The 22,331-nt window shown below is 69.7% G+C and carries 20 protein-coding genes and 1 tRNA gene; 7 read left to right on the plus strand and 14 right to left on the minus strand.

All coding sequences use genetic code 11. The features are described 5' to 3' along the window. Window positions 1-5: 5 nt before the first annotated feature. Window positions 6-374: a hypothetical protein gene (locus ACK41C_RS08855; RefSeq protein ID WP_409652917.1), complete on the plus strand. Its 369-nt coding sequence runs from the start codon at window positions 6-8 to the stop codon at window positions 372-374. A 64-nt stretch (window positions 375-438) separates the two neighbouring features. Here ACK41C_RS08855 and ACK41C_RS08860 read toward each other — a convergent pair. After that, window positions 439-515: transfer RNA gene (locus ACK41C_RS08860), tRNA-Arg, on the minus strand. A gap of 170 nt (window positions 516-685) precedes the next feature. Here ACK41C_RS08860 and ACK41C_RS08865 point away from each other — a divergent pair. Both ACK41C_RS08865 and ACK41C_RS08870 read left to right on the plus strand, forming a co-directional pair. Beyond that, complete coding sequence (locus tag ACK41C_RS08865; protein ID WP_409652919.1) at window positions 686-1,834, plus strand: sensor histidine kinase; 1,149 nt, start codon at window positions 686-688, stop codon at window positions 1,832-1,834. Next, entirely contained in the window at window positions 1,831-2,190 is a 360-nt protein-coding gene (locus tag ACK41C_RS08870) for a response regulator (RefSeq protein WP_409652920.1), read from the plus strand. Before ACK41C_RS08865 ends, ACK41C_RS08870 begins: the two co-directional genes overlap by 4 nt. 69 nt (window positions 2,191-2,259) lie before the next feature. On the opposite strand, the gene ACK41C_RS08875 is transcribed toward ACK41C_RS08870, so the two are convergent. From ACK41C_RS08875 to ACK41C_RS08915, 9 genes are all read right to left on the minus strand, one after another. After that, window positions 2,260-2,763 carry a CarD family transcriptional regulator gene (locus ACK41C_RS08875; RefSeq protein WP_409652921.1) on the minus strand — a complete coding sequence of 168 codons (504 nt, stop codon included), beginning with the start codon at window positions 2,761-2,763 and terminating at the stop codon, window positions 2,260-2,262. A gap of 275 nt (window positions 2,764-3,038) precedes the next feature. Further along, the gene (gene fdxA / locus ACK41C_RS08880; RefSeq protein WP_409652923.1) at window positions 3,039-3,380 is read right to left on the minus strand and encodes a ferredoxin FdxA; all 342 of its coding nucleotides are present in this window, start codon (window positions 3,378-3,380) and stop codon (window positions 3,039-3,041) included. A gap of 114 nt (window positions 3,381-3,494) precedes the next feature. Beyond that, entirely contained in the window at window positions 3,495-5,858 is a 2,364-nt protein-coding gene (locus ACK41C_RS08885) for a penicillin acylase family protein (RefSeq protein ID WP_409652924.1), read from the minus strand. Between the two features lie 48 nt (window positions 5,859-5,906). Further along, window positions 5,907-6,197, minus strand: a complete 291-nt coding sequence (locus ACK41C_RS08890; RefSeq protein WP_409652925.1) for an RNA-binding S4 domain-containing protein — start codon at window positions 6,195-6,197, stop codon at window positions 5,907-5,909. Beyond that, the gene (locus tag ACK41C_RS08895) at window positions 6,194-8,716 is read right to left on the minus strand and encodes a helicase-related protein (protein WP_409652926.1); all 2,523 of its coding nucleotides are present in this window, start codon (window positions 8,714-8,716) and stop codon (window positions 6,194-6,196) included. The genes ACK41C_RS08890 and ACK41C_RS08895 overlap by 4 nt, the downstream gene beginning before the upstream one ends. A 51-nt stretch (window positions 8,717-8,767) precedes the next feature. Then, a complete protein-coding gene (locus ACK41C_RS08900; RefSeq protein WP_409652928.1) occupies window positions 8,768-9,901 on the minus strand; it encodes an ABC transporter permease in 1,134 nt (377 codons plus the stop codon). Further along, on the minus strand, window positions 9,898-10,815 hold the full coding sequence (locus tag ACK41C_RS08905; protein WP_409652930.1) for an ABC transporter ATP-binding protein: 918 nt from the start codon (window positions 10,813-10,815) through the stop codon (window positions 9,898-9,900). The genes ACK41C_RS08900 and ACK41C_RS08905 overlap by 4 nt, the downstream gene beginning before the upstream one ends. Next, the gene (locus ACK41C_RS08910; protein WP_409652932.1) at window positions 10,812-11,783 is read right to left on the minus strand and encodes an HlyD family secretion protein; all 972 of its coding nucleotides are present in this window, start codon (window positions 11,781-11,783) and stop codon (window positions 10,812-10,814) included. The genes ACK41C_RS08905 and ACK41C_RS08910 overlap by 4 nt, the downstream gene beginning before the upstream one ends. Next, on the minus strand, window positions 11,780-12,424 hold the full coding sequence (locus ACK41C_RS08915) for a TetR/AcrR family transcriptional regulator (RefSeq protein WP_409652934.1): 645 nt from the start codon (window positions 12,422-12,424) through the stop codon (window positions 11,780-11,782). Before ACK41C_RS08915 ends, ACK41C_RS08910 begins: the two co-directional genes overlap by 4 nt. A gap of 371 nt (window positions 12,425-12,795) precedes the next feature. Here ACK41C_RS08915 and rpmB point away from each other — a divergent pair, with 371 nt between their 5' ends. Both rpmB and ACK41C_RS08925 read left to right on the plus strand, forming a co-directional pair. Continuing rightward, on the plus strand, window positions 12,796-13,095 hold the full coding sequence (rpmB, locus tag ACK41C_RS08920) for a 50S ribosomal protein L28 (RefSeq protein ID WP_409652935.1): 300 nt from the start codon (window positions 12,796-12,798) through the stop codon (window positions 13,093-13,095). Between the two features lie 148 nt (window positions 13,096-13,243). Continuing rightward, the gene (locus ACK41C_RS08925) at window positions 13,244-14,179 is read left to right on the plus strand and encodes an MBL fold metallo-hydrolase (protein ID WP_409652937.1); all 936 of its coding nucleotides are present in this window, start codon (window positions 13,244-13,246) and stop codon (window positions 14,177-14,179) included. Window positions 14,180-14,196: 17 nt separating this feature from the next. Here the strand turns inward: ACK41C_RS08925 and ACK41C_RS08930 are convergent, their stop codons facing one another. Then, a complete protein-coding gene (locus tag ACK41C_RS08930) occupies window positions 14,197-15,165 on the minus strand; it encodes an esterase-like activity of phytase family protein (protein WP_409652939.1) in 969 nt (322 codons plus the stop codon). Continuing rightward, on the minus strand, window positions 15,162-17,111 hold the full coding sequence (cobT, locus tag ACK41C_RS08935) for a cobaltochelatase subunit CobT (RefSeq protein WP_409652941.1): 1,950 nt from the start codon (window positions 17,109-17,111) through the stop codon (window positions 15,162-15,164). The genes ACK41C_RS08930 and cobT overlap by 4 nt, the downstream gene beginning before the upstream one ends. 142 nt (window positions 17,112-17,253) lie before the next feature. Here cobT and ACK41C_RS08940 point away from each other — a divergent pair, with 142 nt between their 5' ends. Then, the gene (locus ACK41C_RS08940; protein WP_409652943.1) at window positions 17,254-18,501 is read left to right on the plus strand and encodes a hypothetical protein; all 1,248 of its coding nucleotides are present in this window, start codon (window positions 17,254-17,256) and stop codon (window positions 18,499-18,501) included. A 4-nt stretch (window positions 18,502-18,505) separates the two neighbouring features. Here ACK41C_RS08940 and ACK41C_RS08945 read toward each other — a convergent pair whose 3' ends face one another. Next, the gene (locus ACK41C_RS08945; RefSeq protein WP_409652944.1) at window positions 18,506-19,675 is read right to left on the minus strand and encodes a DUF3089 domain-containing protein; all 1,170 of its coding nucleotides are present in this window, start codon (window positions 19,673-19,675) and stop codon (window positions 18,506-18,508) included. 172 nt (window positions 19,676-19,847) lie between these two features. On the opposite strand from ACK41C_RS08945, the gene ACK41C_RS08950 reads away from it, so the two are divergent. After that, complete coding sequence (locus tag ACK41C_RS08950; protein WP_409652945.1) at window positions 19,848-20,156, plus strand: hypothetical protein; 309 nt, start codon at window positions 19,848-19,850, stop codon at window positions 20,154-20,156. A 1-nt stretch (window position 20,157) separates the two neighbouring features. Here ACK41C_RS08950 and ACK41C_RS08955 read toward each other — a convergent pair whose 3' ends face one another. Next, window positions 20,158-22,263 carry an ATP-binding protein gene (locus ACK41C_RS08955; protein WP_409652946.1) on the minus strand — a complete coding sequence of 702 codons (2,106 nt, stop codon included), beginning with the start codon at window positions 22,261-22,263 and terminating at the stop codon, window positions 20,158-20,160. Window positions 22,264-22,331: the final 68 nt, after the last annotated feature.

The following is a 22,331-nucleotide window of genomic DNA, read 5'->3' on the forward strand; positions in this document are numbered from 1 at the left end:
CGGGCATGGGAGACGACGGTCATTATTTGGCGGTGTTCACCAGCGATAAGAACGGCCCGCGTTGGCGAGCCTGGTACGCCATGACCGATAAGGAGCAGCGCTCGAAAGACGAGGAGGGGCTGGCGGCGCTGGCGGCGTGGGATGAGGCGCACCGCGACGTGATCGTCTACGAGGGCGGACCTCTGGGGCCGACCAAGCGCACGACGGCGGAAGGCGTGACCGACGTGGTGAACAAATTGACGGTGTTTGTGGTCGTTCGTGCGCCGTCGCACGAGGCGGCCGCGCGACTGTTCGAAGGTCACCCGCACTTCACCATCTTCCCGTGCGACGGGGTGGAGGTGATGCCGCTGCTGGGCCGCAAGCCGCGTCGCTGACATCTGTGTGCCCGGGCCGGACATAGGCGGCGAATGGCGCACTAAGAGCGATGAAGGCGCAGGATGGCGGCCCGGGAGGGATTCGAACCCCCGACCTTCGCTTTAGGAAAGCGCTGCTCTATCCTGCTGAGCTACCGGGCCGGACGGATGCGGTGATAGCGCACCGGCGGCGGCGTTGGAAAGGCGCGGGCCTGCAGAAAAGCCCCGCTTGCAAACGATCGGTAAAGCCAACAACCTCAGATTGCTCGTAGCGGTGCGAGTCTTGGCCCTTTCGGCCTTGGCGCCGTGGAATGGGCATGGGGAGGCCGTTGATGTCGCAGGCGGTCGACAGCGACGCCTGGGCTTCGGAGCCGGACGCCGGCGATCCGCTGCTCACGCTCGTGGAGACGATCGAGGACCTGTCCTCGGCGCGGACGGTGGACCAGGTGGCCGCTGTGGTCCGGTCGGCGGCTCGGCGCATCACCGGCGCCGACGGGGTGGCCTTCGTGCTACGCGACGGCGATCAGTGCTTCTATCTGGACGAGGACGCCATCGGACCGCTGTGGAAGGGGCGGCGCTTTCCGCTGACGGCGTGCATTTCCGGCTGGGCGATGATGAACCGCGAGACCGCCGTCGTGCCCGACATCTATGCCGATCCCCGCATTCCCCACGACGCGTATCGCCCCACCTTCGTGAAGAGCCTGGTGATGACGCCGGTCCGCCCGCGCGACCCGATCGCGGCGATCGGCGCCTATTGGGCCACGACTCGCAATCCCACCCGCGACGAGGTGGCCAAGCTGCAGATCATGGCCCGGGCCACGGCGGCGGCCCTCGACAGCGCCCTGATGCAGGCTTCCCTGGCCGAAGCGCTGGAACGGCGCAAGTTCCTGCTGCGCGAGCTCGACCATCGCTGCAAGAACACGCTCGCGGCGGTGCAGTCCATCGCCGACCAGACCCTGCGCCGGTCGGCCTCGCCGGCGGCCTTCGTCGAGGCGTTCACCGGGCGCCTGGGCGCGCTGGCCAAGGCCCACGAGATGCTGACCCGGGAGTCCTGGGGGCATGCGGATCTCTCCGAACTGGTTGAGGACGCGCTGCAGGCGTTCGGCGGGACGGACGGGAACCGCGTCAGTATCTCCGGCCCGGCGATCCGCCTGGCGCCGGAGACGGCCGTCGCCATGCACATGACCTTGCACGAGCTGGCGGTGAACGCCGCCAAGTACGGCGCCCTGGGCGTCGAGGGCGGTCGCCTGGAGGTGGTCTGGGCGGTCGACCGATCGGAGGCTCCGGGCCGCCTGGAGCTTGCCTGGACGGAACGGGACGGGCCGCCGGTGGCCGCGCCCGCCAGTCGCGGCTTCGGCTCCCGCCTGATCGAGCAGGGCATCGCCCGCGAACTGGGCGGCGAGGCGCAGATGAGTTTCGAGCCCGAGGGCTTCGCCTTCCGGCTCGCCGCGCCGCTCTCGATAAGGATCGCCGCGGCATGAGCGGGCCTTGCGTGATCCTGGTGGAGGACGAGCCGCTGGTCGCCATGATGATGGAGGACCTGCTGGTCGAGCTCGGCTGCCGGGTGGCGGCTTTCGGCGCCCTGGCGCCGGCGCTGGCCTGGCTCGCCGACCAGCCGGCCCCGCCCGACGGCGCGGTGCTCGACGTCAATCTCGGGGGCGGGGAGACGGTGTTCCCCCTGGCCAAGGCGCTGCAGGCGCGAGGCGTGCCCTTCGTCTTCGCCACCGGCTACGGCGCCCTGCCCGAGAACGGGTTTTCCGATGCGCCGCTGATCCATAAACCCGTGGACACCGGCAAGCTCCGGCCGCTGATCGAGGCCTTTGGCGCAGCGGCCTGACGGTCGTGCACAGACGAAAACGCCCGGCGCGGGGCCGGGCGTCTCGCAGCTCGAACCTGGCGGAGAGCCTTAGGCGGCCTTCACCAGCGACTTGTTCAGGATGCCGATCGCAGCCTCGCGGTCGATGCGCTCGATGGCGGCGACTTCCCGGGCCATGCGGTCCAGGGCCGATTCGTAGAGCTGGCGCTCCGAATAGGACTGCTCCGGCTGGTTCTCGGCGCGGTGCAGGTCGCGAACCACCTCCGCGATCGAGATCAGGTCGCCGGAATTGATCTTGGCTTCGTATTCCTGGGCGCGGCGCGACCACATGGTGCGCTTCACGCGGGCGCGGCCCTTCAGGGTGCTGAGCGCCTTGGAGACGACATTGCCCTCGGCCAGCGAACGCAGGCCGGCCGAACGCGCCTTGGCGGTGGGCACGCGGAGGGTCATCTTCTCGTGGTCGAAGGTGATCACATAGACTTCGAGCGAATAGCCGGCGACTTCCTGGGTCTCGACGCCCTGAATTCGCCCGACGCCATGCGCCGGATAAACGACGTGATCGCCGACCGAGAATTCCAGACCGCTCTTGCTCATCCGCTCAAGTCCTTTCGACTGTCCCGATCCCCGGGGCGGCGGAGGCGTTAACCATTGACCGACAGAGCAAAAGCCACCCTTCGCAAGAACTGCGCGGCGCCTCTTCATGACGGGAAGCGGTTAGACCTCTAAGACACCTTTCGCCTTTTGGAGGCGTCGTTTTCGCCGGGGACGGCATTCTTCAGAAACGACAAGGCGCGCGGAGCCGCTTTCGCCTCGTCAGAGCGCGTACATAGCACAAAATTGAGCCGAATGAAAGGCTTGGGGCCGTCGACTCAGGAGCCGCGGCCGGGCTTTTCGCTGAAGTACTTCTCGAACTTCCCCGTTTCCCGCTCGAAGGCCTCGGCGTCCGATGGCGGCTCGCCCTTGACGGTGATGTTCGGCCAGACCTTGGAATATTCCGAATTGATCCGCAGCCACTTGCCGTCGGGATCGTCCTCCGTGTCGGGCTTGATGGCGTCGACCGGGCATTCCGGCTCGCAGACGCCGCAGTCGATGCATTCGTCCGGATTGATCGCCAGGAAGTTCTCGCCCTCGTAGAAGCAGTCGACCGGGCAGACCTCCACGCAGTCCATGAACTTACATTTGATGCAGGGATCCATCACGATGTAGGTCATGGGAAACGAAAGCTCCGGCCGCTCTCACTGAAGGCGCGGGTTTTTCACGGGCGCGCCGGTCAATGTCAATGGCGTCGCGCCCCAGTATATCTGCAAGCGCTCTTAGGCCGCGGTTCAGGGGGCGGGCGTCAACCGGATCACCTTCTCGGTCGCGGCCTCCACTGCCTGGCGCGAATAGAGCATCGGCACGTAGTCGCCGCGCGCCCACAGGGGGAAGAGGTCGCGGAAGTGCGGGCTTTCCGGATCTCCGGACTGGCCGGGCGTGTTGATGGTGACGCTGTTGTCCCAGGCGCCGACGTCCAGCACCATCCGGAAAGAGGCCCCGGCGGTGATGCGGAAGTCGTCCGCCCGCCAGCTGGCGGCCAGCGGCGAGAGCGACGTTCCCGCCACCGGCGCCGGCCCCACCGTCAGCGCGGACCTCGCCTGCGCGTCGGCGAGGGGGGAAAGGACGTGTTCGAACTGCGCCTGATGGAGCTTCCCCCAGGCCCAGTCGGAAGGATCGGGGCCGAGGCGGCGGGCCAGCTCGTCATAGGCCGCCAGCAGGCTCTGCTGGAGCGCCGCGTCGCGGGTCCGGGGCGGGAAGCGTCCGTCGGAGTTTTCCAGCAACGCCATCACCGCCGCTAGCTCGCCCCCGCCGATCAGCGGGCGGGCGGCGGCCGGCGCCGCGCGGGCGACCACGGCCCGGCCCAGGTGCTTGGCGATCCAGGTCTCGTAGAGGGCGGCCGCAGCGCTTTCCACCGTGGTGCGATGATCCCACTCCTGCAGCAGGGCGACGGCGCGCCGAAGCCGGGGATCGCTCCCCTTGAGCGAGGCCAGCATGGGGATCAGCCGTCGGGCGGTGACGTTGTGCGGATCGGTCTGCAAGGCCATGGAGTCGGCCAGGGTGGCCTTCGGGGTCGCCGCCAGGACCTCGGCGATGCGGTCCATGCGCGCGGAGTTCGACCATTCGAAGCCGACCTTCCGCTCGGCGTAGGGATAGCCTTCCGGCAGGTTCAGCTGGTTGGCGGAGGCGAACCAGCCGGAGGCCGGGTCCACGAGGCTGGGCAGTTCTTCGGCCGACAGGAAGCCTTTCCACTCGTAGCGCCCGTCGCCCGGCACGGGCGTCAGGCCGTCCCAATTCGGCCGAGCCGGGACCTTGCCTGCGGCCACCCAGCCGATGCGCCCGGAGGTGTCGGCATAGACCTGGTTCTCCGACGGCGCCCCCCAGTCGGCCAGAGCCTGCTTGAAGCCGTCCCAGTCCTTGGCGGTCATGTAGCCCATCGAGCCGAAATAGGCGGAGGTCCCGGGCTCGGCCCAGACGCTGCGCAGGGCGAAGGCGCGGCGCTTTTGCGCATCCACCTTCAGCACCGGCCCGTGGCGGGTGAAGGCGAGCTCCACCGTGCGCGGCGCCTCGCCCTTCACCTCGATCTCCTCGCGGAGGACCTGCATCGGCTCCCAGGCGTCGCCGTAGCGGTAGCGGCCCGGCGCGCCCGGCTCGAGTTCGTATACGTAGAGGTCCTCCTGGTCGGCCGGGAAGATGGTCAGGCCGAAGGCGATGGTCCCATTGTGGCCGATGGAGACCCCGGGCAGGGCCGGTTCGCCCGCCCCGATCACCGAGAAGCCCGGCGCTTCCATGTGGACGATGTAGCGCAGCGAGGGCGCGCCATGCGCCCGGTGCGGATCGTTGGCCAGGATGGGCCGGCCAGTGGCCGTGCGCGAGCCCGCGATCGTCCAGTTGTTCGAGCCGATGGCCTCCGGCGGAATCTCCGCCATGGCGAGCTTGCCGGTCGAAGCCGAAAAGGTGACGCTGGCCGTGCCCAGCTGGTAGTCGGCCAGCACATCCGCCGGCACGTCGCAGGGATCCAGCCCCGGAGGCAGGGTCGGGGTCCAATCCGGTTCGATATGCCGGTAGAGGGCGGCGGCCTCGATTCCTGCTGCGCAGGCGATGCGTGCGCGGCCCACCTCGTTGGGCGCGTTGCGGGTCAGGCCATGACTGCGGATCCGGACAATGTCGTCGGCCTGCCAGAGGTCCGGCTGGGTTCCGGCGATGCGGAATTCCATCGGCAGGGCGCGCGCGCCGGCGCGGACTTCCGCGACATAGGCGTTGACGCCGCGGGCGAAGGCCTCGGCGTGGTCCTTGGCGCCGGGCCCATAGGCCGCCCACTCGGCCGCCATGTCGCCGCGATAGAGGAAGAGGCGCGCGGCCCGATCCTGCGCCACGTAGTCCGGGCCGAAGTCCCGCGCCAGCAGGCCGAGCCCGCGCTTGCGCCACAGGTCGATCTGCCAGAGCCGGTCTCGTGCGGCGTTGTAGCCCTGCAGGAAGAAGGCGTCGCTCACGTCGCCGGCATAGATGTGCGGTATGCCCCACCTGTCGATCCGGATCTCGGCGGGGTGCGAAAGGCCAGCCAGGCTTCGCGCCTCCTCTCTCGGCTCGGCCCGGACGGCGGTGGCGGCGAAGGCGGCGAGCGCGGCGGCGGCGAGAAAGCGCGAGCGTGACATGCAGTCACGCTAGGCGAACCGAAGGGGCGGGGACAACCGTTTGCCGCGTTAAGGCTCATCCAGCGTCGTGTAGAGCGTCCGGGCCTCGGCGGGCGGGCCTCGTCGTGCGCCCAGGGCTTCCACCGAGATCGCGATCAGCCGTCCGCCGACGGCGAAGACCAGCTTGTCGCCCACCTTCACGGGGCGCGCGCACTTGTCGATGCGGATCTCGGCCCCGGCGCGGGTCATGCGAACACGACCTTCGTCGAGGAACTTGGCCGCCAGGGAGCGGGTCTTGAAGAAGCGGGCGCGCCAGAGCCAGACGTCGGCCCGCACCGACTCGGAGGAGAGCTCGCTCACTTAGCGCCACGCTTCCGTTTCCGGCGGCGTCGAGGCGGCGGCGTCTTGAGCGCCGCCAGGGCCGCAAACGGGGAGTCTTTTGGGGCCCTGGTTTCGGGCGGCGGGCGTTCCCCCCGGCGTCGCCAGACCATGGGCTCGCCCAGTTTGGGCTTGGTCGACGGCGCGAAATTCAGGGCCTTGAGGATGGCGCGGGTCTCCGCCTCGCTCCAGCCCAGCTCCTCGCGCGCCTGGTCGGAGAGCATCATGCCCTTGCCCTGTTTGGCTCCCGCCCGCAGCAGCGCGTCCAGACGCTCCAGCGCCATGACCGGGATGGCGCAGGCGCCAACCGCGCGCAGGCCGAAGGCCGATAGGGTAGGGGCCGGCGGAGCTTCGGCCGGCAGTCGGTTCACAGCGCCCGGACCAGGGCGCCATCCGCCGCCGACGAAGGCCTGGGCGAAGGCCATGGCCTCGGGTTTCAGGAGGCCTGGAAGATAGAGGCTGAAGGCGCCGATCTGCACGCCGAGGCCCTTCAGCACCCGCCGCTCGACCTGTGACAGGCTCTTGGTCTCCGCGCGTACAGTCCCCCGATCCAGGACGCCGCCGGCTTCCACCAGTCGATAGGCGAGGCCCCGGGCCAGCCCCTTGACCTTGCCTTCGGCGACCGCCGTCTCCAGCCGCCGCAGGGCGGGAAGGCGGCGCCCGGCCTCGGCCGCGACGAAGGCTTCCAGACGCCGGGCCGCCCGCTCCCGCGCCGCCGGCGGGCCGAGCTCGCCGTAGAGCCGCACGCGCGGCGCAAAGGGCTCGCCGCCGGAGATCGCCCCAGCCGCCTCGCCGCGCCACAGCACCGCCCCGTCGGGCGTCAGCGAAAAGGCCTCGTCCGGTTCCGCCGCCAGACGGCCCAGCCGGCGCGCGATTTCCGGGCCGACCGCCGCCGTGGCGGCGGCGCGCAGAGCCTTCTCCTCCAGCATGCTGGAGCCCTGCGCCGGTCGGAAGGCGACGCCGGAGAGCTGGCCCACATACTGCCCCTCGACCGTGACCGCGCCATCGGCGGCCACCCCCGCCAGCACCTCGCTGCGGACATTCAGAGCGCGCATCAGGGCGCTGGTGCGCCGGTCCACGAACCGGGCCATCAGCTTCTCATGCAAGGTGTCGGAGAGGCGGTCTTCCAGCTGGCGCGTGCGGCCCTGCCACTCGGCCGCCGCGCCGATCCAGTCAGGGCGGTTGGCGACATAGGCGAGCGTCCGGACATTGGCCAGGCGTGCGGCCAGCGCGTCGATCTCTCCATCGGTGCGGTCCAGGTGGCGGAACTGGCGCGCCATCCAGTCCTGAGGGATCTTGCGGTCGCGGCTGGTGAGGTGGCCGAAAAATTCGCGCACCAGCCGCACATGCTCCTCGTTGGAGACCTTGCGGAAGTCGGGCGTCTGGCAGACGTCCCAAAGTCGGATCAGGGCGGAGCGGTCGCGGGCGCAGCGCTGGGCGACCTCCGGCTCGTTGGCCAGCTGGCGCAGGGTGGTTTCGTCCAGCGCCTCTGCGGAGAGCTTCAGCCCGTCCCGTCCGGGTGGTGCGGCCAGCGAACGCAAGAGGTTCGGCAGCGATGAGAAGTCGAGCCGCGCATTGCGCCACTCGGCGGCCAGGACCGGCTCGAAGCGGTGCTGCTCCACGGCTTCGATCAAATCGGCGTCCATATCTTCGCAATCGCCCGTGACGCCGAAGGTCCCGTCACGACGGAAGCGGCCCGCGCGGCCGGCGATCTGGCCGATCTCCTGGGGATAGAGGAAACGCGTACGACGGCCGTCGAACTTGCGAAGACCTGCGAAGGCCACATGGTCGACGTCCATGTTCAGGCCCATGCCGATGGCGTCGGTGGCCACCAGGAAGTCGACCTCTCCGGACTGGTAGAGCTCGACCTGGGCGTTGCGGGTGCGCGGGCTCAAGGAGCCCATGACCACCGCCGCCCCGCCGCGCTGGCGGCGGATCAGCTCGGCGATGGCGTAGACTTGGTCGGCGGAGAAGGCCACCACCGCCGAGCGGCGCGGAAGGCGGGTCAGCTTCTTCGGGCCGGAATAGGTGAGGCTGGAGAACCGCTCGCGCGAGACGATCTCGGCGTCCGGCAGCAGGCGGCGCACCAGCGGCGCCATGGTCCCGGCGCCCAGCAGCATGGTCTCGTACTTGCCCCGTGCGTGGAGCAGCCGGTGGGTGAACACGTGACCCCGCTCCGGATCGGCGCAGAGCTGGATTTCGTCCACCGCCAGGAACTCGACCTCGCGCGAGAGCGGCATGGCCTCGACCGTGCAGACGAAATAGACCGCCCGCGGCGGGACGATCTTCTCCTCGCCGGTGATCAGGGCCACCGAGCGGGCGCCGCGCGCCTTGACGATGCGGTCGTAGATCTCGCGGGCCAGCAGCCGCAGAGGCAGGCCGATCATCCCGCTGGCGTGGCCCAGCATGCGCTCGACGGCCAGGTGGGTCTTGCCCGTATTGGTGGGACCCAGGACCGCCACCAACCGGGGCGGCGCCGCACCCGAAGGACGGTCACTCATGTTGCTGAAGGTGGGGCGGGAATCGCCCGGGGGCAAGCTGGAGCGGAGGGGTCAATCCAAGGTCCGGCGGTAGCGGGCCATGGCGAGCGCCGTGACGATCAGGACGAAGGCGACCAGCGCCGCCAGTTCGCGCCACATGTCCTCGATCCCCTGGCCTTTCAACAACGCCCCGCGGACCACCCGCAGGAAATGAGTGACGGGGATCGCTTCGCCGATGGCCTGGGCCCAGGCCGGCATCCCCCTGAAGGGGAACATGAAGCCCGACAGCAGGATGGAAGGCAGGATGTAGAAGACGCTCATCTGCATGGCCTGCAGCTGGGTCCTGGCCGCGGTGGAGATCAGGAATCCCAACGCCAGGGAGCCGATGATGAAGAGCGCTACGCCGAGCGAGAGGCCCGCCCATCCGCCGGCCATCGGCACGTCGAAGAGGATGCGGGCGAGCAGCAGGATCAGGACCGCCTGGATCACCCCGATGCCCACATAGGGCGCAAGTTTGCCGGCCATCACCTCCAGCGGCTCGACCGGAGTCGCCAGCAGGCTTTCCATGGTTCCCCGCTCGGCCTCGCGGGTGACGGAGAGGGCCGTCATCATGACCAGGGTCATGGAGAGGATCACCCCCAAGAGGCCGGGCACGATGTTGTAGGCGGTGACGGCCTCGGGATTGTAGCGGCGGTGAACCACCACCTCGAACGGCGGGGCGGCCTGGCCGCGGGCGGCGAGCGCGCCCTTCAGGTCGTGGGCCAGGGCTTCGCGGGGCAGGGCGGAGAGGGCGGCCACCGCGCCGCCGGTGGCCGACGGGTCGGTGGCGTCGGCCTCCACCAGGATCTGGGCCTTGTCGCCGCGCGCCACTCGCCGGGTGAAGTCGCCGGGAATGGTGACGGCGAACTGCACCTCGCCGCGGCGGATCATCTCGTCGAGCTCGCCCGGCGTCCGGGCCTGGGCGGTCAGGTCGAAGAAGGCGCTGTTGGCGAGCGCCCCGGTCACCGCCCGGGCGAAGACGGAATCCTCCTGCGCCAGTACGGCGGTGGGCAGATGCCGGGGCTCGGAATTGATGGCGTAGCCGAACAGCAGGAGCTGCACGACCGGCAGGGCGAGGATCATCGCATAGGTCAGGCGGTCCCGGCTGAGCTGCTTGAACTCCTTGACCATCACCGCGAAGACCCGAGTGGCGGAGAAGCCGTTCATCGGAAGTTGTCCTCCGACCGGTCCATCAGGTGGATGAACACGTCCTCGAGGTTGGGCTCCACCTCGGCCCAGCGGAACGGCTCACGGCGGTAGGGGGCGAGCGCCGCCTCCAGCGCTCGGCGGTCGGTCCCGGAGACGTGCAGGGCCTGGCCGAAGGGCGCGGCCATCTCCACGCCGGGCAGGCGCCCGATCTCGCCGGAAAGCCGGTCGATGCCCGGCCCTTCGCCGTTGAAGGTGACGAGATTGGAGCCGGCGATCACACCTTGCGCCTCGCCGCGGGCCATCAGCTTGCCGTAGGCGATATAGGCGATCTCGTGGCAGCGCTCGGCTTCGTCCATGTAGTGGGTGGAGACCAGCACCGTCAGGCCCTCGGCCGAGAGCGCATGGATCTCGTCCCAGAAGGTGCGCCGCGCCTTGGGGTCGACGCCCGCGGTGGGCTCGTCGAGCAGCAGGAGGCGCGGCTCGTGCAGCGTGGCGGTGGCCAAGGCCAGCCGCTGCTTCCAGCCGCCGGAGAGGGAGCCTGCGAGTTGCGCCCTTCGCTCCGCCAGCCCCAGCCGCTCAAGAGCGCGGTCGACGCGGTTGCGACGGTCGTCCAGGCCGTGGACGCGGGCGGAGAACATCAGGTTCTCCTCGATGGTGAGGTCTTCGTAGAGCGAGAACCTCTGGGTCATGTAGCCGGCCTGACGCTTGATCAGGTTGGCTTGCGCGATGATGTCGAGGCCAAGCGCCGTGCCTTGGCCGGAGTCGGGGGTCAGCAGGCCGCAGAGCATGCGCAGGGTGGTGGTCTTGCCCGAACCATTGGGCCCCAGGAAGCCGCAGATCCGGCCCTCCTCCACCTGCAGGTCGACATCCTGGACGACATGCTTGTCGCCGAAGCTCTTGTTCAGCCCCCGCACGTCGATGGCGAGCGTCACGGCCGCGCCCTCAGCGGCGTCACGTCCACGGGCTGGCCGGGATTGAGTCGGGCGGAGGGCAGGGCCTCGACCATGTAGACCAGCCGGTCGCGGGCTTCGCGAGAATAGATCACCGGCGGGGTGAACTCCGGCCGGGGGCTCACGAAGGCGATCTTCGCCGTCAAGCCGGCCGGACAGCCGTCGCAGGCGAAGCGGACAGTCTCGCCGACGCGGTAGGCCGCCAGATCGCGGGCGGGGACGAAGAACCGCACCTTGATCCGGTCATCCGGCAGTAGGGCCAGGATCGGCTGGTTGGCCGGCGCCCATTCGCCCGTCTGGAAGAAGACCTCCTCCACCCGCGCGGCGGCGGGGGCGGTCGGAGCGATATCGGCGAGGCGAGCGTCCGCGGCGGCCAGGCCCGCGCCGGCCTGGCGCACGCGCTGGTCGGCGGCCCGAACCTGGTCCTCACGGGCGCCGAGGGCGGCAGCCTCGCGCTGGCGGCGCGCGGCGGCCAACTGGGCCTGGGCGGCGCGATGCGCGGCCAAGGCGTCGTCCAGCCGAGCCGGGGCGTAGATCGCCTTCTCCACCAAGGGCCGGACACGGGCCAGGGCGGCTTCGGCCTCGCGGGCGCGGGCCTCGGCGGCGGCTATATTTGCGTCGAACACGGCCAGTTCCACGGCCCGCTGACCCTTGCGGGCGTCCTGCGCCTGGGCCGCTGCGGCGGCCACCTCGGCTTCGGCCTGGTCGCGCTGGGCCCTCAACTGGGCGGGATCGACGACGAAGAGCGGCTGGCCGGCCGCCACCCGGTCGCCGCGCCGGACGAAGACCTGCTCGACCGAACCCGCGACCGGCGCGGCCAGGTAGAGCGGCTCGCCCTCGACATAGCCGGTCAGCGCTTCGGGCCGGGAGAAGCGCGGCGCCAGCGCCAGGGCGGCGGCCAAGGCGAGACCGGTCAGCAGCAGGCCGGCGACGAGCGGTTTGGGTTTCATCGGACGGCCTCCGGTTCCGCAAGCACGCCTCGCAGCCACAGCTCCACGTGCTGTTCGGCCAGGGCGGGGATGTCGAAGGGTTCGGCGCCGATGGGCGTGAAGGTCTCGCGCCACAGAACGCCCATCAGCAGGGGCGCGACCAGCGAGACGGCGTATTGGCGGGAATCGCCCGCCCGCAGCTCGCCGCGCGCCTGGGCCGCGGCGATGGCCCCGCTCATGGCCGCCAGGGCCGGCGCCACCAGGCGGTCGTGCCAGACGCGCGCCAGTTCCGGAAAGTTGCGCGCCTCCCCGATCACGATCTTGACGATGGCTCCGGCAGGACTCTCGTCGACGACGTGGGACAAACCGCCGATCAGGCCCCGCAGAAGGGCCGGGAAGGAGCCCTGGTGGGACGCCACAGCCTGGCGGACCAGGTCCAGGTTCGGCGCCACGTTCTGTTCCACCACGGCGCGGAAGATGTCCTCCTTGGTGGCGAAATAGAGATAGATCGCCCCTTTCGAGACCCCGGCCCCGGCGGCGATATCATCCAGGCGCGCGGCGGCGAAGCCCTTGTCGGTGAAGACTTCCAGGGCCGCGGCGACGATCTCCTCGGGGCGGTCGGCCTTTCGGCGCTTGAACTTGGGCTCGCCGGTGGGAAGCATCTCGCCCCCTAATAACTGACTGGTCAGTTACTTTCTCTGCATTATGTAGCGGCGTCAAGCCGCCATTGGGGGGTGTTCTGGCTCAGGTTAATGGCGGCGCGGGAACCCGCAGAACGCGGACGAAACGAATCAGGACCGAATCGCTGACACCAGCCGATTCAGTCTTTGTTCCCTACAATCTATTGTACCCCGCTTCGCATTAACCACAAACGGGAATAGCCGAGCTTGGATGAGCCGCGATGAGCGCGAAGGGGACTGTTGGTGGGGATTTCCCGACTCGCCTTGACGCGCAGCGGCGCCTTCGCCTATATCGCCCGCTCCCGCGCGGGCCCCGCCTGTCGCATCCTATTTTCTCGCGTAGGTTTGAAGCCATGTCGCGTCGCTGCGAACTCACCGGTGTCGGTCCGATGGTCGGCAACAATGTGAGCCACTCGAACATCAAGACCAAGCGCCGGTTCCTGCCCGCCCTGTCGCCTGCGAGCCTGCAGTCCGAAACCCTGGGCCAGACCTTCCGCCTGCGCGTCAGCAATGCGGCCCTGCGCACCGTCGACTTCAAGGGCGGCCTCGACGCCTTCCTGGTCGGCGCCCGCGACGAGAAGCTTTCCTCTCGCGCCCTGAAGATCAAGAAGCAGGTCAAGGCCAAGCTGGCGCAACAAGCCGCCGCAGCCTGACATCTCTCTGGCCCTCCAGTCGCGAAAAGGCCGCCTTCGGGCGGCCTTTTTGTTTGCGCTTTCGCCACCGCATCCGGGGCGCCGCCCCCCTGGCGTAAGGCTCAGCTCCTACTATCTCCGTATGACGCCTTAATGAGGTTGGAGCGCCATGACCCTGAGCAAGACCTTCGCCGCCCTCGCCGTGCTCGCCGCCGCCTCGGCCTGCTCACCCAAGGGCGACGCCCAGCCGAGCGCCCCGCCCGCGGCGGAGGCGACGCCCGCCGCCGAAACGCCCGGCGTCGCCAGATTCACGATCGGAACCCTGGACGCCTTCGCCGTGCTGGACGGCGAACTGCGCGTTCCCAACGACGGCGAGGTCTTCGGTGTCGGCCGCCCGACCAGCGACGTCGCCGCCGTCCTGAGCGCGGCCGGGCTGCCGCAGGATTCGCTCGAGCTCTCGATCCAGCCCCTGGCGGTGCGCAGCGCCGATCGGGTGCTGCTGTTCGACACCGGAGTCGGCAAGGGCGGGCTCGAAGGCGCCGGCAAGCTTACCGAGTCGCTCCGCGCGGCCGGGATCGAGCCTGCCCAGGTGAGCGACATCTTCATCTCCCATGGTCACTTCGACCATATGGGCGGGCTCGTCGGTGAGGCCGGAGCGTTGGTCTTCCCCAACGCCGCCATCCACATCTCGGCGCCGGAATGGCAAGCGGTGAAGGCCAATCCCGAACGCGCGGCCCTGGTCGCCGCCATCTCGCCGAAGGTCGCTCCCTTTCAGCCTGGGGCCGCCATCCTGCCAGGCCTCGTGACCGCCGTACCGGTGAACGGCCACACGCCCGGACACAGCGCCTACGAGATCGCCTCCGGCGACGAACGCCTGCTCTATATCGGCGACACGGCGCATCATTACGTGGTGTCGGTGCGGCAGCCGGACTGGACGATCCAGTTCGACGGCGAGCCCAGGACCGCCGAGGCGAGCCGTCGGGCCCTGCTGCAACGGGCGGTGGACCAGAACCTGCGGATCTATGCGGTCCACTTTCCGTTCCCAGGTCTTGGCCGGGTGAAGCCTGAGGGCGACGGGTTCGCCTGGGTTCCGGAGGCGCGCTGAGAGGCCGATCGGGCGGCTTAGTCGCGCGGCGTCCAATCAAACGCCAGGAGCAGGGTTCGCTGCGAGGCCTGGAAGTTGTCGTCGGAGAGCAGATAGAAGCGAAGCGCGCCATCCGGCTGCGGGGCGACCGCCAGGCCTTCGAAATTGTCGACGGTCAGCGGCCGGGCCAGCTCCAAACGAGCCGTCTCACGTTCGCCATCCCTCACGATCAGGGCGATCCGGCTGCCCCGGATCGGATCCCAGGCGCGCAGCAGCCAGGCGGTCCGACCGTCTGGCAGCTTGCGGCCGGCCACCACCCCGAACTCCTTGGGCTTGGCCAGCGTCGGCCCCGGCGTGCAGGCGGCCGAAAGCCGGCAAGTCCAGGTCTCTCCGGAATCCTCCCCGGCCGTCACATAGGCGTCGGGTCCTGCGGTCGGATCGGCGAACAACGCCTCCATGCCGCCATTGGGCGGGAATGGGCCGGCGGGGGCGGGGACGAGCCGCGGCGCCGAGCCGTCGGCGGGATAGAGCAGGATGCGATGGTCGCGCTCGAAGCTGACCAGCAGGTCGCCGCCGGGCAGGGCCGCCAGGCCTTCGGCGTCGGAAGACGCCTTGTCCGGCAGGGGCTTGCCGTCGGGGCCGGCGAGCGCCGAGAGCCGCGCATTCGAGAGGCCCGTCAGCCGGCCCTGCCTGTCGTGGACCAGGCGGGCGCGCAGCAGATCACCTTCGTCGGTGATCGCTACGATCTCGCCGTTCGGAAGGAGATCCAGCTCCGACAGGCCGTGGAAGCGGGCGGTGTCGCCGGAGCTGAGAGCCGCTCCGCCGGCATACACGAACTCGCCGATGCGATCCTGGGCAGGGTCCTGCGGATTGAGCGATGCGGGCGTCGCCGCGATCGCGATCGCCGGCCCGGCCGCCACAGGTCCGGGCGGGAGCGTAGCAACGGCCGGCGCACAGGCCGCCAGGGCCAGGGCAAGGATTGAGGCGACGCCCCGCCGCCAGGTCACGCGACGGCTCTCCGCACTTCCTTGAAGGTCGAGCGTCTGGGCGGGCCCTTGGGGCCTTCGGTGTTCGGCGGCGGCTGCAGGAGGCCTGCGGTCTTGCGGGTGACCTTGCGGACGTCCTCGTCGAACAGCTCGGCCAGCTGGTCGACGATGGCGCCGGCCAGCTGCTCCACGTCGACGATGGTCACCGCGCGGCGGTAATAGCGGGTCACGTCGTGGCCGATGCCGATGGCGATCAGCTGCACCGGGCTCTTGGCCTCGATCTCGGCGATCACTTCGCGCAGATGGCGCTCCAGATAGTGGCCGGAGTTCACCGAGAGCGTGGAGTCGTCCACCGGAGCCCCGTCGGAGATCACCATGAGGATGCGCCGCGCCTCGGGCCGGCCGATCAGGCGCTGGTGCGCCCACATCAGGGCCTCGCCGTCGATGTTCTCCTTGAGCAGACCCTCTCGCATCATCAGGCCGAGGTTGCGCCGCGCCCGCCGCCAGGGTGCGTCGGCGGCCTTGTAGATGATGTGCCGAAGGTCGTTCAGCCGCCCGGGCTGGGCGGGCTTGCCGGCCTTCAGCCAGTCCTCGCGGGAGGATCCGCCCTTCCAGGCGCGGGTGGTGAAGCCCAGGATCTCGGTCTTGACCCCGCACCGCTCCAGCGTGCGCGCCAGGATGTCGGCGCAGACGGCGGCGACCATGATCGGCCGGCCGCGCATGGAGCCGGAATTGTCGATCAGGATGGTGACCACCGTGTCGCGGAACTCGGTGTCCTCCTCCTCCTTGAAGGCCAGCGAGGCGGTGGGGTCGGTGATCACCCGCGTCAGGCGTGCGGTGTCGAGGATCCCTTCCTCCAGGTCGAAGGTCCAGGCGCGGTTCTGCTGGGCCATCAGCTTGCGCTGCAGCTTGTTGGCCAGGCGCGAAACCACGCTGGAGAGGCTGGAGAGCTGCTGGTCGAGATAGGCGCGCAGACGCGTCAGCTCCTCAGGATCGCAGAGCTCCTCGGCCGCCACCACCTCGTCGTGGGCGGTGGAGAAGACCTTGTAGGTCACCGCCTTGGCTTCGCCCTTCGGGTCCGGGCGCGCCGGCTGCTCGCCCTCGCCCAGATCCGGCGGCTCGTCGGTGTCCTCGGCGTTGGGGTCCTCCTCGGCCTGCATCAGCTGGCTGTCGGACTCTTCGCTCTCGCTATGCGTGGCCTCGCTCTCGTCCATCGAGGCCTGCTGAGGGGTCTGGCCTTCGCCTTCGCCTTCGTCACCTTCGTCGGAGGCGTCGCTCTCGCCCTCGTCGCCTTCCTCGTCGTCCTGGTCGGCCTGATCGGGCGCGTCGGACAGGTCCTCGCCCATGGACAGGTCGCGCAGGATCGTGCGTGCGATCTTGGCGAAGGCCTTCTGGTCCTCGATCTGGTCCGCCAGGCGGTCGAGGTCGGCGCCGGCCTTGGATTCGATCTCCTGCCGGAACAGGTCGACCAGCGGCTTGGCCATGGGCGGCGGCGGCTCGCCGGTCAGGCGTTCGCGCACCATCAGCGAGACGATATCGGCCATGGGCGGGTTCGCCAGGGCCTCGATCTGGTTGAACGGCTTCTTCGACCAGGCGTGCTCGTGCACCGCCTTCAGGTTCTCGCGCACCCCGCCGAGCGCATTGGCGCCGATGGCCTCCAGCCGCGCCTGCTCGATGGCGTCATAGACGGGGGCGCCGAGCGCTGAGGACGGTCGGGTCCGGGCATGGGCGGCGGTGTCGTGGTGGGCCAGGCGCAGGGCCATCTGGTCGGCGAGGCCCCGGATGCGCGCGGCGTCCGCCGGCGTCAGGTCGCGCGGCGGGTGCGGCAAAATCGCCCGGTTGCCGGAAAGCTGCGGCCCCTCGCCGGAATAGACGATCTCGAGGTCCGGGGTCTCGGCCAGGGATCGCGCGGCGTTGGCGAGCGCACGCTTGAAAGGCTCCGTGGGGCTTTCGGGGTTCTTGGCCATGACAACCTCATAACGCGCCGAACCGAGGCTCGCAAAGCCGCCCTCCCGGCGCTTGCGGGGCCACTCGCGAAAATTGAGCGGCGTTTACGTCTTCGCAGCCGTGTCTGCGCGAAAATCGCGTTAAGAACGAAGGAGTTGGCTCGTGACCGCCGTCGCATGCCTACGCGTCGCCGTCGAAGCCGACCGCACGGGCCTGTCTCCGGCGGTCCTGGGCCCGCTCGTGGCCAAATTCTCGTCGGCCTATCTGGAGACCCGCTGGCTCTGGCCGCGCAAGTTCGCGCCCCTGACCCACTACTCCTTCCTGCTGACCGATCCGCGGGCCGACGAGCTCGACGTGCAGGAACTCGCCCGGCTCTCCGACGAGCTGCAGATCAAGCTGTTCGGCGAGGCCGAGGAAGGCGAGGTGGGGCTGCTCCTGTTCGAAGGCCCGCCGGATGCGGTGACGGCCTTCGCCGCCATGGACGCCGCCGCGGTGGCCCGAGCCATGGACGATCCCTCCCTGCTGCCGCCCGGCGGCAAGATCAGCCGGATCGTCCCGCCGGACCAAGTGGTGCCGGTGGCGTCGAACCCGCACGAGCCGGAGCCCGAGCCCGAACGCGACCACGGTCCCGACTGGGTGGAGCAGCACCTGGCTGCAAGCCAGGCGGCCGAGCCGGCGGCATTGCTCTCCATGCCGCAGCTGGAGGGAGTCCAGGGCGTCTATTTCACACCGCGCGGCGTCTTCGTCGGCGACGTGATCTCCTCGACCCCCGGAACCTCGCGCAGCCACTTCAGCGTGGTCGAGGGGCCGAGCCATATGCCGCCCGACCCGGAAACTTTCGACGCCGACTGCCTGGAGACGGCGCTGCACTACATGCAACGCTCCGCGGGTACGGGCACGCTGTTCATCCCGGTTTGCTATTCGAACCTCATCCGGGCCTCCCGGCGGGCGGACTACGAGCAGCGCTTCGCCGCCCTGCCGCCGGAGCGGAAGGCCCGGCTCGCCGCCACGGTGTACGATGCGCCGCGGGCGCCGTCCTTCACGGCGCTGGCCCAGCTTCGGACGACGCTTTGCAAGTATTTCGGCACGATCGACCTGCGTACGGCCGATCCCGGGTTCGAGATCGAGAAGCTGGCGCCGCGGGCGGTGACCAGCGTCACCTTCATGCTGCCCAACGCCGAGCCGCGCGCGCGGCTCGCCGCCCTGCGCCGCTTCGCCGACCGGATGCCGCTCTACAAGCAGAAGCAGATCTGGCCGGGCGTGACCAATGTGCGCAACCGCGTCGACCTGGAGGCCTGCGTCGCCGCGCACGTGCCCTTCGTCACTGGGCCGGGCGTCTGCCGGATGCAGATCCTGCCCGTGGGCGGCCAGCTCCGTCCGCTGGAGGAGCTTCCGGTGCTGGCCGCCTGAGGCCTTAGTTGGCGGCCCGCCAGGCCTTGCCCTGGCGCTCGACCAGATCGACCAGGTTCCCCATCGCCAGGTTCACGTCGATCAGGTGCAGGCCCCAGTCGGCCAGAACCTGGCCGTTGGCCACCACGTCGCCGGAGATGTCGTCGGTGCGCGGATCGGCGGGATCGGCGTTCACGCTCACTTCCAGGTAGTTGAAGCCGTTCCGGGAGACGCACTGGGCCGTCAGCAGGCCCGGCACGGAGACGAACGGGGTGTCCACCGTTCCAGCCGTAGTCCACACCGGCGGCGGCGTGGAAGAGCCGGCGATCATGGCGCTGGCGGCCAGATAGGCGTGCAGCTCGCCCTTGCCTCCGGCCAGGTTTGCGGGGTTCGTGCAGGCCGCCTCCATGGGCGAGTTGGGATCGCGCGGCCGGCCGAACCGGGTCTGCGGCGGCGGCGGAAGGGTGTCGCGGAAGCTCGCATAGGCCAGGGCGCAGCCGGTCTGGTCGGGCGACTTGCAGAGCGGGATCGACTTGAAGGTCCCGGTGTCCTTGCCCTTCTCGACCGGCAGGTTCGTGCCGAGCAGCAGGGCCGAGACCAGCTGCTTCTGAACCGGCTTGCCGTCGATGTGCTCGGCGATCAGCTGGGTCAGCACGCCCGAGCCCTGGGAGTGGCCGATCAGGACCACGCCCCGGCCCTTGTTCTCGTGCGCCAGGTAGTGGTTCCAGGCGTCGACTACGTCCTGATAGCCGGTGTTGGGCCGCGCCGCCGGCGGGGCGGCGCCGGGCGTCATGGCCGCGCGCAGGGCGGTCAGGGTGAACTGCCGGTAGAGCGGCGCGTAGACACGGCACTTGGACCCGAAGCGAGAAAGCTGCTGTTCGACCACGCGCTTCTCTTCGGGGCCCGCCTCCATGTCCGAGATCACGCCAGGGTCCAGGGACACGGTGGGATAGACGTAGAAGCAATCGATCGGCGCGTTCGGGTCAGCCTGCCAGGTTTCCTTCGTGACCCCGCCATCCGCCTTGACGATGGAAGCGGTGTTGTCGCCGGCGCAGGCGTCCTCGCGGCCGGGCCAGCACAGCCAGGCCTCGGCCTTGGAATAGTCGTTGGGCGGATCGGACGGCGTTTGCGTATGGGCCGGCGTGAAGGCCAGCAGGGCCAGGGCGCCCGCGGCGGCAAGGCTTGTTCGAAGCATCGGTTTCCCCCAAACGAAAATTTCTAGATTGCGGAATGGAGCGGAACATGGCCGGACACGCCGATCCGGTCCAGCGCCAATCCGCCGAACGCCGCCCGCGGCGGAACCGAAACCGCGTCTCGATGCTTGACTATGAGCGCGGCGTCGCCTCCGGCGCCGCCGGAGACGAGACATGGTCCAAGACGTCGAAGCCTTCAAAGCGACGCTTGCCGGCGTCGCACGGTTCCTGAACGCCCCACCCCAGCCGGGGAGCCCAGAGGAGGCGCGGTTCGCCGCCTTGCTGGACGAGCTGGAGCTCTACAGGTGTTCCGAACTGCCGCCGGCTCCGGAAAGCCCATTCATGCGCCTGCGCATGGAAGCCGAGGCCCTGCAGCGGCGCGTGGTTGATTTCCAGCGTCACCGCGAAGCGGTGCGCGAGCGGAGCCGGTTCGCGCCCTTCCCCGACGACAGCCAGGGCGTCGGCCCGACCACCGGCGTCTAGATCACGCGGCCGCCTCCGATTTCGCGCTCAGCGTCTCACGGATGGCGTCGAACAGGCGCTCGGCCTCGACCGGCTTGGGCAGGAACCCCGTCATGCCGACGGCGGCGTATTCGGCCACATGGTGGTTCATGGCGTTGGCCGAGAGCGCGAGGATCGGCGTCGCCGGGCGGCGTTGGGCGGCTTCCAGCCGACGGATCTCGGCGGTCGCCTCCAGCCCGTTCATCACCGGCATCTGCACGTCCATCAGGATCAGGTCGAAGGGCGCGGCGCTGTGGGCCTCGAGCGCCTCGCGGCCGTTGGTCGCCAGGTGAAGATCAAGCTCGAGGGGCTCGAGCAGCGACGCCAGGATGAGCCGGTTGATCGGATTGTCCTCGACCGCAAGCACCCGCCGGCCGCGCACCGCGGCCCCGATCGGCGGGATTTCCGGCGGCGGCCGCACCGGCGCCGGCCCGCGCCAGACGAAGGGCGCCTCGAAGCTGAAGCGCGAGCCTTCGCCCTCGCGGCTCTCCGCCTTGATTGCGCCGCCCATGAGCTCCACCAGCTCCCGGCTGATGGCCAGGCCCAGGCCCGTGCCCCCGAACCGGCGAGTGGTGGACGCGTCCACCTGGCTGAACTTCTCGAAGAGTTCGCTCAGCTTGTCGGCGGGGACGCCGACGCCCGTATCCTGGACCGCGACGGCCAGCCCGCTCTCCGTCGCCCGGACCTCGACCAGCACCTCGCCGCGCTCGGTGAACTTCACCGCGTTCGAGACCAGATTGCCGATCACCTGGCGCAGGCGGTTTCCATCGCCCCACCAGCAGCCGAGGGCGGAGGCGTCGATGTCCACCCGCAGCGCCACGCCCTTGGCCTCAGCGGCCGCCTCGAACGGATCGCAGACCGTCCGCACGGCCTCGGCCAGGTCGAATTCGTGATCGTCGATCTCCAGCCGGCCGGCCTCGATCTTCGAGATGTCGAGGATGTCGTTCAGCACCGCCAGCAGCGTCTGGCCCGAGTCGCGGACAATGCGCAGCCGCTCGGCCTGGACCGGGCCGGCCGCGTCGCGCTCCATCACCTGGACCATTCCCAGGATGCCGTTCAGCGGCGTACGGATCTCGTGGCTCATATTGGCCAGGAACTGCGACTTGGCGACGTTGGCGCCGTCGGCCAGGCGCCGCGCCTGGATCAGCTCGCGCAGGGTCCGGTTAAGCGCCGCATCGTTTTCGGCCAGCTCCCCGAGAATGGCGCGAATGCGCAACGCCAGCGCCCCGGCGGCGAAGACCAGCACCAGCACGGCCAGCGCGAACACCGGCGCGGCCTGGCGCAGCACGGCCATGCCCGGCCGCTTGGGAGTCCAGGCCAGGTGTCCGACCACGTCTTCGTTGACGTCGACCAGCGGGGCGCCGGCGCTCGCGGGGGCGTTCTCGACGATCCGCGTCCCGGTCAGCCTCAGATCCTCGTCCAGGGCCTGCAGGAAGTCCGCGTCGACTTCGCGGGCCGAGAGGATCAGCGGCGCAGGCCCGGGCCGCAGACGGGGCGCGGCGGTTTCCGCCACCACGTTGGTGACGGCGACGAGATAGTGGGCGTCGCCTGATTTCACGATTCCCGAGGCGCGCAGGCTGGCCGCCATGCCCCAGCGATCGGCTGGGCCATCCGCGCGCTCGGCTTCCTGGGCGCGGACGCCGCGGACCAGGGGGGCCGCGTCGGCGAAGAGCCGGGCCAGCGTAGCGGGCTCGGTGCGCGCCTCTCCCTGCCAGGCATGGACAATTCGGTCGTGTCCGTCGGCCACCAGGCTCAGGTCGTGTTCGAGATAGGTGGCGTAGTAGCCCCCGACATTGATGTCGGCCCACTCGGCATCGAAGGTGGGGCCAAGATGTTCGTAGGCGTCGTCCCAGACCGAGGCCGAGGTCACGTCGGTCACGAGCTGGTCCAGCAGCCGCTCCAGCCGCCGCGTGACGAGCGCCTGCTCCTCTTGGACCTGCACCTGGTCCACGGCGACTCCGGCGTAGGCGAAGAGGCCCAGGGCGCCGACGGTCACCACCACGACCACCAGCGCCGCCAAGGCGGCGATGCGGCGCGCCGCGCGCCGGCTGCGCGGAATCACGGCTGCGGACGCGGGAGCCTCGGACATGCACTCATCTGCGCAAGGGAAGGGTATCAAACCGTAAAGCTGGGGTGCGACCATCCGTCGCCGGAAGA

The sequence above is a fragment of the Phenylobacterium sp. genome (genome assembly GCF_046290725.1).
Taxonomy (GTDB): domain Bacteria; phylum Pseudomonadota; class Alphaproteobacteria; order Caulobacterales; family Caulobacteraceae; genus Phenylobacterium.

Excerpts from the sequence above, each read along its gene's own strand:
- ACK41C_RS08855 (WP_409652917.1), top strand. The coding sequence starts at position 6 with ATGGGAGACGACGGTCATTATTTGGCGGTGTTCACCAGCGATAAGAAC.
- ACK41C_RS08865 (WP_409652919.1), top strand. The coding sequence starts at position 686 with ATGTCGCAGGCGGTCGACAGCGACGCCTGGGCTTCGGAGCCGGACGCC.
- ACK41C_RS08870 (WP_409652920.1), top strand. The coding sequence starts at position 1,831 with ATGAGCGGGCCTTGCGTGATCCTGGTGGAGGACGAGCCGCTGGTCGCC.
- ACK41C_RS08875 (WP_409652921.1), bottom strand. The coding sequence starts at position 2,763 with ATGAGCAAGAGCGGTCTGGAATTCTCGGTCGGCGATCACGTCGTTTAT.
- fdxA (WP_409652923.1), bottom strand. The coding sequence starts at position 3,380 with ATGACCTACATCGTGATGGATCCCTGCATCAAATGTAAGTTCATGGAC.
- ACK41C_RS08885 (WP_409652924.1), bottom strand. The coding sequence starts at position 5,858 with ATGTCACGCTCGCGCTTTCTCGCCGCCGCCGCGCTCGCCGCCTTCGCC.
- ACK41C_RS08895 (WP_409652926.1), bottom strand. The coding sequence starts at position 8,716 with ATGAGTGACCGTCCTTCGGGTGCGGCGCCGCCCCGGTTGGTGGCGGTC.
- ACK41C_RS08900 (WP_409652928.1), bottom strand. The coding sequence starts at position 9,901 with ATGAACGGCTTCTCCGCCACTCGGGTCTTCGCGGTGATGGTCAAGGAG.
- ACK41C_RS08910 (WP_409652932.1), bottom strand. The coding sequence starts at position 11,783 with ATGAAACCCAAACCGCTCGTCGCCGGCCTGCTGCTGACCGGTCTCGCC.
- ACK41C_RS08915 (WP_409652934.1), bottom strand. The coding sequence starts at position 12,424 with ATGCTTCCCACCGGCGAGCCCAAGTTCAAGCGCCGAAAGGCCGACCGC.
- rpmB (WP_409652935.1), top strand. The coding sequence starts at position 12,796 with ATGTCGCGTCGCTGCGAACTCACCGGTGTCGGTCCGATGGTCGGCAAC.
- ACK41C_RS08925 (WP_409652937.1), top strand. The coding sequence starts at position 13,244 with ATGACCCTGAGCAAGACCTTCGCCGCCCTCGCCGTGCTCGCCGCCGCC.
- cobT (WP_409652941.1), bottom strand. The coding sequence starts at position 17,111 with ATGGCCAAGAACCCCGAAAGCCCCACGGAGCCTTTCAAGCGTGCGCTC.
- ACK41C_RS08945 (WP_409652944.1), bottom strand. The coding sequence starts at position 19,675 with ATGCTTCGAACAAGCCTTGCCGCCGCGGGCGCCCTGGCCCTGCTGGCC.
- ACK41C_RS08950 (WP_409652945.1), top strand. The coding sequence starts at position 19,848 with ATGGTCCAAGACGTCGAAGCCTTCAAAGCGACGCTTGCCGGCGTCGCA.
- ACK41C_RS08955 (WP_409652946.1), bottom strand. The coding sequence starts at position 22,263 with ATGTCCGAGGCTCCCGCGTCCGCAGCCGTGATTCCGCGCAGCCGGCGC.